The sequence below is a fragment of the Streptomyces sp. NPDC028991 genome (assembly GCF_055564775.1).
In genome coordinates, this window is record NZ_JBVHVP010000007.1 from 205960 (window position 1) to 218685 (window position 12726).

A 12726-nucleotide genomic window follows, 5' to 3' on the forward strand; every position below is an offset into this window, starting at 1 on the left:
ATGAGCAAGACCCTGATCCGCGGTGCGAAGGTGCTCGGCGGCGAGCCGCAGGACGTGCTGATCGACGGCGGCACCGTCGCAGAGGTGGGCACCGGACTGAGCGCCGAGGGCGCCGAGGTCCTCGAGGCCGACGGCAAGGTGCTGCTGCCCGGCCTGGTCGACCTGCACACACACCTGCGCGAGCCCGGCCGCGAGGACTCCGAGACCGTCCTCACCGGCACCCGCGCCGCGGCGAGTGGCGGCTACACCAACGTGTTCGCCATGGCCAACACCTTCCCGGTCGCCGACACCGCCGGCGTCGTCGAGCAGGTCTGGCGGCTGGGCAAGGAATCCGGCTACTGCGACGTGCAGCCGATCGGCGCCGTCACGGTCGGTCTGGAGGGCAGCAAGCTCGCAGAGCTGGGCGCCATGCACGAGTCCGCGGCCGGCGTCACCGTCTTCTCCGACGACGGCAAGTGCGTCCACGACGCCGTGATCATGCGGCGTGCCCTGGAGTACGTGAAGGCCTTCAACGGCGTCGTAGCGCAGCACGCCCAGGAGCCCCGCCTCACCGAGGGCGCCCAGATGAACGAGGGCGTCGTCTCCGCCGAGCTGGGCCTCGGCGGCTGGCCCGCCGTCGCCGAGGAAGCGGTCATCGCCCGGGATGTGCTGCTCGCCGAGCACGTCGGCTCCCGCGTCCACATCTGTCACCTGTCGACCGCCGGGTCCGTCGAGATCGTCCGCTGGGCCAAGTCCCGCGGCATCGACGTCACCGCCGAGGTCACCCCGCACCACCTGCTCCTCACCGACGAGCTGGTCCGGTCGTACAACCCGGTCTACAAGGTCAACCCGCCGCTGCGCACCGAGCGTGACGTCATGGCCCTGCGCGAGGCGCTCGCCGACGGCACGATCGACATCGTCGCCACCGACCACGCCCCGCACCCGCACGAGGACAAGGACTGCGAGTGGGCCGCCGCCGCCATGGGCATGGTGGGTCTGGAGACGGCACTGTCGGTGGTCCAGGAGACCATGGTGGACACGGGCCTGCTGGACTGGGCCGGCGTCGCCGACCGGATGTCCTTCAAGCCCGCGCAGATCGGACAGGCCACCGGGCACGGCCGTCCCGTCTCGGCTGGTGAGCCCGCCAACCTCACCCTCGTCGACACGGCATACCGTGGCCAGGTGGACCCCGCGGGCTTCGCCTCGCGCAGCCGCAACACCCCGTACGAGGGACGTGAGCTGCCGGGCCGTGTGACGCACACGTGGCTGCGGGGCAAGGCCACGCTCGTCGACGGGAAGCTCACGTGACACCTGTAATCCTGCTGGCCGCCGAGAAGGAATCGGCGGAAGTGACCGACTGGGCCGCCCGCATCGGCTGGGTCGTCGGACTCGGCCTGTTCGTCGCGCTCGTCTACTGGCTGATGCGCGAGGGCTGGAAGTGGCGCAGCACCCTCCAGGGCGACCTCCCGGAGCTGCCCAGCGCGCCGGACGCCCCCGGCCCCGCCAGACTGAGCCTGAGCGGCCGCTACCACGGCTCCACCACCGCCGGGCAGTGGCTGGACCGCATCGTGGCGCACGGCCTGGGCACCCGCAGCCGGGTCGAGCTCACCCTGACGGACGCGGGACTGGACGTCGTACGCCCCGGCGCGGACGACTTCTTCGTCCCCGTCGCCGCACTGCGCGAGGCCCGGCTCGACAAGGGCATCGCCGGAAAGGTCCTCACCGAGGGCGGCCTGCTGGTCGTCACCTGGGCGCACGGCGACAAGCTGATCGACTCCGGCTTCCGCTCCGACCACGCGGCCGAGCACAACGAGTGGGTCGAAACACTGAACGACATGATCAACAAGACGGAAACGGAAGGCGCACGATGACGACCTCCACCAGGGGAGCCGGCAAGGCTCCCGCCGTACTCGTCCTGGAGGACGGCCGGATCTTCCGCGGCCGCGCCTACGGGGCCGTGGGGGCCACCTTCGGCGAAGCCGTGTTCTCCACCGGCATGACCGGCTACCAGGAGACCCTCACCGACCCGTCGTACCACCGCCAGGTGGTCGTGATGACCGCGCCCCACGTGGGCAACACCGGTGTCAACGACGAGGACATGGAGTCCAGGAGGATCTGGGTCTCCGGTTACGTCGTGCGCGACCCCGCGCGCGTACCCTCCAACTGGCGCTCGACCCGCACGCTGGACGAGGAACTGGCCGCCCAGGACGTCGTCGGCATCTCCGGCATCGACACCCGAGCCCTCACCCGCCACCTGCGCGAGCGCGGCGCCATGCGCGTCGGCATCTTCAGCGGGGACGCGATCCAGGACGACGCCGCGCTGCTGGCCCGCGTCCAGGAAGCCCCCGAGATGACCGGCGCCGACCTCTCCGCCGAGGTCGCCACCACCGAGGCCTACGTGGTCCCGGCGATCGGTGAGAAGAAGTTCACCGTCGCCGCCGTCGACCTCGGCATCAAGGGCATGACCCCGCACCGCATGGCCGAGCGCGGCATCGAGGTGCACGTGCTGCCCGCCACGGCCACCGTCGAGGACGTCTACGCCGTCAACCCCGACGGTGTGTTCTTCTCCAACGGACCCGGTGACCCCGCCACCGCCGACCACCCGGTCTCCGTCATGCAGGGCGTCCTGGAGCGCGGGACTCCGCTCTTCGGCATCTGCTTCGGCAACCAGATCCTCGGCCGCGCGCTCGGCTTCGGCACCTTCAAGCTGAAGTACGGCCACCGCGGCATCAACCAGCCGGTGCAGGACCGTACGACCGGCAAGGTCGAGGTCACCGCGCACAACCACGGATTCGCCGTCGACGCCCCGCTCGACAAGGTCTCCGACACCCCCTACGGCCGCGCCGAGGTCTCCCACGTCTGCCTCAACGACAACGTGGTGGAGGGGCTCCAGCTCCTCGACCGGCCGGCCTTCAGCGTCCAGTACCACCCCGAGGCGGCAGCCGGCCCGCACGACGCCGCCTACCTGTTCGACCGCTTCACGTCTTTGATGAGCACCGTCATGGAGGGCCAGCGTGCCTAAGCGCACCGATATCCAGTCCGTCCTGGTCATCGGCTCCGGCCCGATCGTCATCGGCCAGGCCGCCGAGTTCGACTACTCCGGCACCCAGGCGTGCCGCGTGCTCAAGGCCGAGGGCCTGCGCGTCGTCCTGGTGAACTCCAACCCGGCGACGATCATGACCGACCCGGAGATCGCCGACGCCACCTACGTCGAGCCGATCACCCCCGAGTTCGTCGAGAAGATCATCGCCAAGGAGCGGCCCGACGCGCTGCTGCCCACCCTGGGCGGCCAGACCGCGCTCAACACCGCCATCTCGCTGCACGGCAACGGCGTCCTGGAGAAGTACGGCGTCGAGCTGATCGGCGCCAACGTGGAGGCCATCAACAAGGGCGAGGACCGCGACCTGTTCAAGGAGGTCGTGGAGGAGGTCCGCAAGAAGATCGGCCACGGCGAGTCGGCCCGGTCCTACATCTGCCACTCCATGGACGACGTCCTCAAGGGCGTCGAGGAGCTCGGCGGCTACCCGGTCGTCGTCCGCCCCTCCTTCACCATGGGCGGCGCCGGCTCCGGCTTCGCCCACGACGAGGAGGAGCTGCGCCGCATCGCCGGCCAGGGCCTCACCCTCTCGCCGACCACCGAGGTGCTCCTGGAGGAGTCCATCCTCGGCTGGAAGGAGTACGAGCTGGAGCTGATGCGCGACAAGAACGACAACGTCGTGGTCGTCTGCTCCATCGAGAACTTCGACCCCATGGGCGTGCACACCGGCGACTCGATCACCGTGGCGCCCGCGATGACACTGACCGACCGCGAGTACCAGGTGCTGCGCGACGTCGGCATCGCGATCATCCGCGAGGTCGGCGTCGACACCGGCGGCTGCAACATCCAGTTCGCGGTGAACCCCGAGGACGGCCGCGTCATCGTCATCGAGATGAACCCGCGCGTGTCGCGCTCCTCGGCGCTCGCCTCCAAGGCGACCGGCTTCCCGATCGCCAAGATCGCCGCCAAGCTCGCCGTGGGCTACACGCTGGACGAGATCCCGAACGACATCACGCAGGAGACCCCGGCCTCCTTCGAGCCCACGCTCGACTACGTGGTCGTGAAGGCCCCGCGGTTCGCCTTCGAGAAGTTCCCGAGCGCCGACTCCACGCTGACGACGACCATGAAGTCGGTCGGCGAGGCCATGGCCATCGGCCGCAACTTCACCGAGGCCTTCCAGAAGGCGCTGCGCTCGCTGGAGAAGAAGGGCAGCCAGTTCACGTTCGTCGGCGAGCCCGGCGACAAGGCGGAGCTGCTGCGCGAGGCCGTCCGGCCGACCGACGGCCGGATCAACGCCGTCATGCAGGCCATCCGCGCGGGCGCCACGCCCGAGGAGGTCTTCGAGTACACGAAGATCGACCCCTGGTTCGTCGACCAGCTCTTCCTCATCAAGGAGGTCGCCGACGAGCTGGCCGAGGCCCCCGAGCTGACCGCCGACCTGCTCGCCGAGGCCAAGCGGCACGGCTTCTCCGACCAGCAGATCGGCGAGATCCGCGGCCTGCGCGAGGACGTCGTCCGCGAGGTGAGGCACGCGCTCGGCATCCGGCCCGTCTACAAGACGGTCGACACCTGCGCCGCCGAGTTCGCCGCGAAGACGCCGTACTTCTACTCCTCCTACGACGAGGAGACCGAGGTCGCGCGACGCGAGAAGCCGGCCGTCATCATCCTGGGCTCCGGCCCGAACCGCATCGGCCAGGGCATCGAGTTCGACTACTCCTGCGTCCACGCCTCCTTCGCGCTCGGCGACGCCGGGTACGAGACCGTGATGGTCAACTGCAACCCGGAGACCGTCTCCACCGACTACGACACCTCCGACCGGCTGTACTTCGAGCCGCTCACGCTGGAGGACGTGCTCGAGATCGTCCACGCGGAGCAGCAGGCCGGCCCGATCGCGGGCGTGATCGTCCAGCTCGGCGGCCAGACCCCGCTGGGCCTGTCCCAGGCGCTCAAGGACAACGGCGTGCCGGTCGTCGGCACCCCGCCCGAGGCCATCCACGCCGCCGAGGACCGGGGCGCCTTCGGCCGGGTCCTGGCGGAGGCCGGCCTGCCCGCCCCCAAGCACGGCACCGCCACCACCTTCGCCGGGGCCAAGACCATCGCCGACGAGATCGGCTACCCGGTCCTCGTCCGGCCCTCCTACGTCCTCGGCGGACGCGGCATGGAGATCGTCTACGACGAGACCCGCCTGGAGGCGTACATCGCCGAGTCGACCGAGATCAGCCCGTCCCGCCCCGTCCTGGTCGACAGGTTCCTGGACGACGCGATCGAGATCGACGTCGACGCCCTGTACGACGGCGAGGAGCTGTACCTCGGCGGCGTCATGGAGCACATCGAGGAGGCCGGCATCCACTCCGGCGACTCGGCGTGCGCCCTGCCCCCGATCACTCTGGGCGGCTTCGACATCAAGCGGCTGCGCGCCTCCACCGAGGGCATCGCCAAGGGCGTCGGCGTGCGCGGACTGATCAACATCCAGTTCGCGCTGGCCGGGGACATCCTCTACGTCCTGGAGGCCAACCCGCGCGCCTCGCGCACCGTCCCCTTCACCTCGAAGGCGACCGCGGTGCCGCTGGCCAAGGCCGCCGCCCGCATCTCGCTCGGCGCGACCATCGCCGAGCTGCGCGCCGAGGGCCTGCTCCCGGCCACCGGCGACGGCGGCGAGCTGCCGCTGGACGCGCCGATCTCCGTCAAGGAGGCCGTGATGCCGTGGTCCCGCTTCCGGGACATCCACGGCCGCGGCGTCGACACGGTCCTGGGCCCGGAGATGCGCTCCACGGGCGAGGTCATGGGCATCGACTCCGTCTTCGGCACGGCGTACGCCAAGTCGCAGGCGGGCGCGTACGGCCCGCTGCCGACCAAGGGGCGGGCGTTCATCTCGGTCGCCAACCGTGACAAGCGCTCGATGATCTTCCCGGCGCGGGAGCTGGTCGCCCACGGCTTCGAGCTGCTCGCCACCTCCGGCACCGCCGAGGTCCTCAGGCGCAACGGCATCAACGCCACGGTCGTGCGCAAGCAGTCCGAGGGCACCGGCCCCAACGGCGAGAAGACCATCGTCCAGCTCATCCACGACGGCGGGGTCGACCTCATCGTCAACACCCCGTACGGCACCGGTGGCCGCCTCGACGGCTACGACATCCGTACGGCGGCCGTGGCGCGCTCCGTGCCGTGCCTGACGACGGTCCAGGCGCTCGCCGCGGCGGTCCAGGGCATCGACGCCCTCAACCACGGCGACGTGGGAGTGCGCTCCCTCCAGGAACACGCCGAGTTCCTGATCGCGGCCCGCGACTAGCAGCCCCGAGGGGGGACACCGGAAACGGTGTCCCCCTCTTCTTGAGCCCTGCCCACGCGCCTTTCCCTTGAGCCCTGCAATGTGGCTCCACGAGGACACCATGTACAAGATCTTCTTCAAGCTGTTCTTCTCCCGCATGGACCCGGAGCAGGCCCACCACCTGGCCTTCCGCTGGATCCGCTGCACCGCCCGCGTCCCCGTGCTGCGCACCTTCGTCGCCGCCGCGCTCGCGCCCCGCCGCAAGGAACTGCGCACCCAGGCCCTCGGGCTGCGGATGCACGGCCCCTTCGGGCTCGCGGCCGGCTTCGACAAGAACGCGGTCGCCGTCGACGGCATGGCGATGCTCGGCTTCGACCACGTGGAGATCGGCACGGTCACCGGGGAGCCGCAGCCCGGCAACCCCAAGAAGCGGCTGTTCCGCCTGGTGGCCGACCGGGCGCTGATCAACCGCATGGGCTTCAACAACGACGGCTCGCTGGCCGTCGCCGCCCGCCTGGCCTCCCGTACGCCCGTCTTCCGGACCGTCGTCGGCGTCAACATCGGCAAGACGAAGGCCGTACCGGAGAAGGAGGCCGTCGGCGACTACGTGAAGTCCGCCGAGCGGCTCGCTCCCCACGCCGACTACCTCGTCGTCAACGTCTCCTCCCCGAACACCCCCGGGCTGCGCGACCTCCAGGCGGTGGACCACCTGCGTCCGCTCCTGAGCGCCGTCCGCGAAGCCGCCGACCGCGCGGTCACCGCGCGGCGCGTGCCCCTCCTCGTCAAGATCGCGCCCGACCTCGCCGACGAGGACGTCGACGCGGTCGCCGACCTGGCCGTGGAGCTGGGCCTGGACGGCATCATCGCCACCAACACCACCATCGCGCGGGAGGGACTCGGACTGACGTCCTCGCCCGTCCTGGTCCGGGAGACCGGCGGCCTGTCCGGCGCACCCCTCAAGGCGCGCTCCCTCGAGGTGCTGCGCCGCCTCTACGCGCGCGTGGGCGACCGGATCACCCTGGTGGGCGTCGGCGGCATCGAGACCGCCGAGGACGCCTGGGAGCGCATCCTGGCCGGGGCCACGCTGGTCCAGGGCTACAGCGCGTTCGTCTACGAGGGTCCCTTCTGGGGCCGCGCCATCCACCAGGGGCTCGCCGCGCGCCTGCGGCAGAGCCCGTACGCCACCCTCGCCGACGCGGTCGGCGCCGATGTGAGGAAGTCCCGGTGACCGGTATGACCGAGCCCTTTGGCGCGCGCCTGCGGCGCGCGATGGACGAGCGGGGCCCGCTGTGCGTCGGCATCGACCCGCACGCCTCCCTGCTCGCCGAGTGGGGTCTGAACGACGACGTGGCGGGTCTGGAGCGCTTCAGCCGCACCGTTGTGGAAGCGGTGGCCGACCGGGTCGCCGTGCTCAAGCCGCAGAGCGCCTTCTTCGAACGCTTCGGCTCGCGCGGTGTCGCCGTCCTGGAGAAGTCGGTCGAACATGCGCGGGCGGCCGGTGCCCTGGTCGTCATGGACGCCAAGCGCGGCGACATCGGCTCGACCATGGCCGCGTACGCCGAGTCCTTCCTGCGTGCGGGCGCCCCGCTGTTCTCGGACGCGCTGACCGTCTCGCCGTACCTCGGCTACGGTTCCCTGAAGCCGGCCGTCGACCTGGCCCGCGAGAGCGGCGCGGGCCTGTTCGTGCTGGCGCTGACCTCCAACCCGGAGGGCGGTGAGGTCCAGCACGCGGTCCGGGCCGACGGGCGAAGCGTGGGGGCGACGGTGCTGGCGCACCTGGCCGCCGAGAACGCGGGGGAGGAGCCCCTCGGTTCCTTCGGCGCGGTGGTCGGTGCCACCCTCGGTGACCTGTCGTCGTACGACCTGGGCATCAACGGTCCGCTCCTGGCGCCCGGGATCGGGGCCCAGGGAGCCACCCCCGCGGATCTGCCGCGGGTCTTCGGCGCGGCGGTGCGCAACGTCGTTCCCAACGTCAGCCGGGGTGTTCTGCGTCACGGTCCCGACGTGGCCGCGTTGCGGAGGGCCGCGGACCGTTTCGCGGAGGAGGTCAGGACCGCCGTCGCGGCGTCCTGACCCTGGATACATCCTCAAATCCGAGGCAGTATGTCCTAAATGTCCAAGCTGATGGAGGCTGACCAGGACTTTTCCGCTGTTCTCGCTGACTCTGGAGGACTTGGACGCTAGTCTCCGGGAAGAGTCAACGGGCAAGCGTGTTGCTCGTGGCTCCCCAGGTGTGGGGCGACTAGGTTCCTCACCGGTCCGTATCCGACAGTTCGACATCCGAGGTGACGTAGGCGTGGCTCTTCCGCCCCTTACCCCTGAACAGCGCGCAGCCGCGCTCGAAAAGGCCGCCGCGGCTCGCCGGGAGCGGGCCGAGGTCAAGAATCGACTCAAGCACTCCGGCGCCTCCCTCCACGAGGTCATCAAGCAGGGCCAGGAGAACGACGTCATCGGCAAGATGAAGGTCTCCGCCCTCCTCGAGTCCCTGCCGGGCGTGGGCAAAGTCCGCGCCAAGCAGATCATGGAGCGACTGGGCATCTCCGAGAGCCGCCGCGTGCGCGGGCTCGGGTCCAACCAGATCGCCTCCCTGGAGCGTGAGTTCGGCAGCACCGGCAGCTGAGTCCGGACCACTCCGGGATTGCTGGAATAATCGCTGCATGGCTGCAACACCCCGGGGGACGTCCCCCGTACCCCCGGACGCACGTCCGCGGCTGACCGTGCTCTCCGGCCCCTCCGGGGTCGGCAAGAGCACGGTCGTCGCCCATATGCGCAAGAAGCACCCCGAGGTATGGCTGTCGGTCTCGGCGACGACCCGCAGGCCCCGCCCCGGCGAGCGGCACGGTGTCCACTACTTCTTCGTCACCGACGAGGAGATGGACAAACTGATCGCCAACGGCGAGCTGCTGGAGTGGGCCGAGTTCGCCGGCAACCGCTACGGCACGCCGCGCGCGGCCGTACTGGAGCGCCTGGAGGCCGGCGAGCCGGTGCTCCTGGAGATCGACCTCCAGGGCGCGCGACAGGTCCGCGAGTCCATGCCCGAGGCCCAGCTGGTGTTCCTGGCCCCGCCCTCCTGGGAGGAGCTGGTGCGCAGGCTCACCGGCCGGGGCACCGAGCCGCCGGAAGTGATCGAGCGCCGCCTCGCCGCGGCCAAGGTCGAGCTGGCGGCCGAGCCGGAGTTCGACCAGACCCTGGTCAACACCTCCGTCGAGGACGTGGCGCGCGAGCTGCTAGCCTTGACGAACGTCGTGTGATCGTCACTGGTCCGCTGATCCCGACCGATCGGCCGACCGGTCACCCGACTGAATCTTTCCCATCCATCGGAAGGTAGAGCGTGTCCTCTTCCATCTCCGCGCCCGAGGGCATCATCAACCCGCCGATCGACGAGCTCCTCGAGGCCACGGACTCGAAGTACAGCCTCGTGATCTACGCGGCCAAGCGGGCCCGCCAGATCAACGCGTACTACTCGCAGCTCGGCGAGGGCCTCCTCGAGTACGTCGGTCCCCTCGTCGACACCCACGTCCACGAGAAGCCGCTCTCGATCGCCCTGCGCGAGATCAACGCGGGTCTGCTGACCTCCGAGGCCATCGAGGGTCCGGCGCAGTAACACCGGCGGTAGTATTTTCAGCCTGAAGCTGACTTTTCCACAGGCCCGGCAGTCCGACTGCCGGGCCTGTGGTGTGTGATGGGTCGTAGGCGATATCCGAGTCGGGGAGAGGTCGGGGAGAGACGGTGGACAAGCCCAAGGTCGTTCTGGGGGTCAGCGGCGGCATCGCCGCCTACAAGGCCTGTGAGCTGCTGCGCAGATTCACGGAGTCGGGGCACGAGGTCAGGGTCGTCCCCACCGCCTCCGCGCTGCACTTCGTCGGCGCCGCCACCTGGTCCGCCCTGTCCGGCAACCCGGTGTCGACCGAGGTGTGGGACGACGTCGACCAGGTCCCGCATGTACGCATCGGCCAGCACGCCGACCTGGTCGTCGTCGCCCCGGCCACCGCCGACATGCTCGCCAAGGCGGCCCACGGCCTCGCCGACGACCTCCTCACCAACACACTCCTCACGGCCCGCTGCCCGGTCGTCTTCGCGCCCGCCATGCACACCGAGATGTGGGAGCACCCGGCCACCCAGGAGAACGTGGCGACGCTGCGCCGCCGTGGCGCGGTCGTCATCGAGCCGGCCGTCGGCCGCCTCACCGGCGTCGACACCGGCAAGGGCCGGCTGCCCGACCCGGGAGAGATCTTCGAGGTCTGCCGCCGGGTAATCGCCCGCGGCGTGGCCGAGCCGGACCTCGCCGGACGGCACGTCGTGGTCAGCGCGGGCGGCACCCGGGAGCCCCTCGACCCGGTCCGCTTCCTCGGTAACCGCTCCTCCGGCAAGCAGGGCTACGCCCTCGCCCGCACCGCCGCCGCCCGGGGTGCCCGCGTCACGCTGGTCGCGGCGAACGCGTCGCTTCCGGACCCGGCCGGAGTGGACGTGGTGCCGGTGGGTACGGCCGTGGAGCTGCGCGAGGCGATGCTGCGCGCCGCGGCGGACGCCGACGTCGTCGTCATGGCCGCGGCGGTCGCGGACTTCCGCCCGGCCACGTACGCCGCCGGGAAGATCAAGAAGAAGGACGACCAGGAACCCGCGCCGATCACCCTGGTACGCAACCCGGACATCCTCGCGGAGATCTCCGCGGACCGGGCCCGCTCCGGACAGGTCGTCGTCGGCTTCGCCGCCGAGACCGACGACGTCCTGGCCAACGGCCGGGCCAAGCTCAAACGCAAGGGCTGCGACCTCCTCGTGGTCAACGAGGTGGGGGAGCGCAAGACCTTCGGCTCCGAGGAGACCGAGGCCGTGGTCCTCGGCGCCGACGGCAGCGAGACCCCGGTGGCACACGGCCCCAAGGAAGCCCTGGCCGAAACCGTGTGGGACCTCGTGGCCGAACGGCTCGGCTGAATGACTCATTCACTCCACCCGGCCCGCGAACCCCGCGCATTCGAGCGTGGCGGCCCTGGCCAAGGGCGCTCCGTTCCGGGCAGAATGCCCGTGCCGCAGGTCACAGCCCTTCCGAGAGGCGAGACGGGTGGGCCCGTGGCGGAGCGCGACCGATAAACTGTTCTCGGACGTCGCCGGGTGCAGCTCCCCGTGCCGTCCACCAATGATCAGCCAGCAGCCGCTGCAACCCCAGGGAGCGTTGTGTCCCGTCGCCTGTTCACCTCGGAGTCCGTGACCGAAGGTCACCCCGACAAGATCGCTGACCAGATCAGCGACACGATTCTCGACGCGCTACTGCGTGAGGACCCGGCCTCCCGGGTCGCCGTCGAAACCCTGATCACCACCGGTCTCGTGCACGTGGCCGGCGAGGTCACGACCAAGGCCTACGCGGACATCGCCACGCTGGTCCGCGGCAAGATCCTGGAGATCGGCTACGACTCCTCGAAGAAGGGCTTCGACGGCGCCTCCTGCGGTGTCTCGGTCTCGATCGGCGCCCAGTCCCCGGACATCGCGCAGGGCGTCGACACGGCGTACGAGAACCGGGTCGAGGGCGACGAGGACGAGCTGGACCGCCAGGGCGCCGGCGACCAGGGCCTGATGTTCGGCTACGCGTCCGACGAGACGCCGACCCTGATGCCGCTCCCGGTCTTCCTGGCGCACCGCCTGTCCAAGCGCCTGTCGGACGTCCGCAAGAACGGGACCATCCCGTACCTGCGCCCGGACGGCAAGACGCAGGTCACCATCGAGTACGACGGCGACAAGGCCGTCCGCCTCGACACGGTCGTCGTCTCCTCCCAGCACGCGAGCGACATCGACCTCGAGTCCCTGCTGGCGCCGGACATCAAGGAATTCGTCGTCGAGCCGGAGCTCAAGGCACTGCTCGAGGACGGCATCAAGCTCGACACGGAGAACTACCGCCTCCTGGTCAACCCGACCGGCCGCTTCGAGATCGGCGGCCCGATGGGCGACGCCGGTCTGACCGGCCGCAAGATCATCATCGACACGTACGGCGGCATGGCCCGCCACGGCGGCGGCGCCTTCTCGGGCAAGGACCCGTCCAAGGTCGACCGCTCCGCCGCCTACGCGATGCGCTGGGTCGCCAAGAACGTGGTGGCCGCGGGCCTCGCGGCCCGCTGCGAGGTCCAGGTCGCCTACGCCATCGGCAAGGCCGAGCCGGTCGGCCTCTTCGTGGAGACCTTCGGCACCGCCAAGATCGACACCGAGAAGATCGAGAAGGCGATCGACGACGTCTTCGACCTCCGTCCGGCCGCCATCATCCGCGACCTCGACCTGCTCCGCCCGATCTACGCCCAGACCGCGGCGTACGGCCACTTCGGCCGTGAGCTTCCCGAATTCACCTGGGAGCGCACGGACCGCGTGGACGCGCTGCGGCAGGCGGCGGGGCTGTAAGACGCCCGAGCGCCCGCACGACGGCAGGTCGCGAGGCCCGGTGCCCCCGGTGGGGGCGCCGGGC

General features: G+C 70.4%; 11 protein-coding genes. All 11 read left to right on the plus strand.

Annotation, left to right across the window (positions count from 1 at the left end):
* A complete protein-coding gene (locus ACZ4V1_RS17545; RefSeq protein ID WP_468336195.1) occupies positions 1-1287 on the plus strand; it encodes a dihydroorotase in 1287 nt (428 codons plus the stop codon).
* Entirely contained in the window at positions 1284-1850 is a 567-nt protein-coding gene (locus tag ACZ4V1_RS17550; RefSeq protein WP_468336198.1) for a PH-like domain-containing protein, read from the plus strand. Before ACZ4V1_RS17545 ends, ACZ4V1_RS17550 begins: the two co-directional genes overlap by 4 nt.
* Positions 1847-3001 carry a glutamine-hydrolyzing carbamoyl-phosphate synthase small subunit gene (gene carA / locus ACZ4V1_RS17555; protein ID WP_468336201.1) on the plus strand — a complete coding sequence of 385 codons (1155 nt, stop codon included), beginning with the start codon at positions 1847-1849 and terminating at the stop codon, positions 2999-3001. Before ACZ4V1_RS17550 ends, carA begins: the two co-directional genes overlap by 4 nt.
* Positions 2994-6302 carry a carbamoyl-phosphate synthase large subunit gene (carB, locus tag ACZ4V1_RS17560; protein ID WP_468336204.1) on the plus strand — a complete coding sequence of 1103 codons (3309 nt, stop codon included), beginning with the start codon at positions 2994-2996 and terminating at the stop codon, positions 6300-6302. The genes carA and carB overlap by 8 nt, the downstream gene beginning before the upstream one ends.
* Before the next feature lie 100 nt (positions 6303-6402).
* Positions 6403-7509: a quinone-dependent dihydroorotate dehydrogenase gene (locus ACZ4V1_RS17565; RefSeq protein WP_468336207.1), complete on the plus strand. Its 1107-nt coding sequence runs from the start codon at positions 6403-6405 to the stop codon at positions 7507-7509.
* Positions 7510-7514: 5 nt separating this feature from the next.
* On the plus strand, positions 7515-8354 hold the full coding sequence (gene pyrF / locus ACZ4V1_RS17570) for an orotidine-5'-phosphate decarboxylase (RefSeq protein WP_468336210.1): 840 nt from the start codon (positions 7515-7517) through the stop codon (positions 8352-8354).
* A 223-nt stretch (positions 8355-8577) separates the two neighbouring features.
* Positions 8578-8901, plus strand: coding sequence for an integration host factor (locus ACZ4V1_RS17575; protein WP_003977346.1), 324 nt, complete (start codon positions 8578-8580; stop codon positions 8899-8901).
* A gap of 37 nt (positions 8902-8938) precedes the next feature.
* On the plus strand, positions 8939-9532 hold the full coding sequence (gene gmk, locus ACZ4V1_RS17580; RefSeq protein ID WP_468336213.1) for a guanylate kinase: 594 nt from the start codon (positions 8939-8941) through the stop codon (positions 9530-9532).
* Between the two features lie 80 nt (positions 9533-9612).
* Positions 9613-9885, plus strand: coding sequence for a DNA-directed RNA polymerase subunit omega (gene rpoZ / locus ACZ4V1_RS17585; RefSeq protein WP_003977348.1), 273 nt, complete (start codon positions 9613-9615; stop codon positions 9883-9885).
* A 125-nt stretch (positions 9886-10010) separates the two neighbouring features.
* Entirely contained in the window at positions 10011-11213 is a 1203-nt protein-coding gene (coaBC, locus tag ACZ4V1_RS17590) for a bifunctional phosphopantothenoylcysteine decarboxylase/phosphopantothenate--cysteine ligase CoaBC (RefSeq protein WP_468336216.1), read from the plus strand.
* Positions 11214-11453: 240 nt separating this feature from the next.
* Positions 11454-12662 (plus strand): methionine adenosyltransferase, encoded by a 1209-nt coding sequence (gene metK / locus ACZ4V1_RS17595; RefSeq protein WP_468336219.1) that lies wholly within the window; start codon positions 11454-11456, stop codon positions 12660-12662.
* Positions 12663-12726: the final 64 nt, after the last annotated feature.

Excerpts from the sequence above, each read along its gene's own strand:
- ACZ4V1_RS17545 (WP_468336195.1), top strand. The coding sequence starts at position 1 with ATGAGCAAGACCCTGATCCGCGGTGCGAAGGTGCTCGGCGGCGAGCCG.
- carA (WP_468336201.1), top strand. The coding sequence starts at position 1,847 with ATGACGACCTCCACCAGGGGAGCCGGCAAGGCTCCCGCCGTACTCGTC.
- ACZ4V1_RS17565 (WP_468336207.1), top strand. The coding sequence starts at position 6,403 with ATGTACAAGATCTTCTTCAAGCTGTTCTTCTCCCGCATGGACCCGGAG.
- pyrF (WP_468336210.1), top strand. The coding sequence starts at position 7,515 with ATGACCGAGCCCTTTGGCGCGCGCCTGCGGCGCGCGATGGACGAGCGG.
- gmk (WP_468336213.1), top strand. The coding sequence starts at position 8,939 with ATGGCTGCAACACCCCGGGGGACGTCCCCCGTACCCCCGGACGCACGT.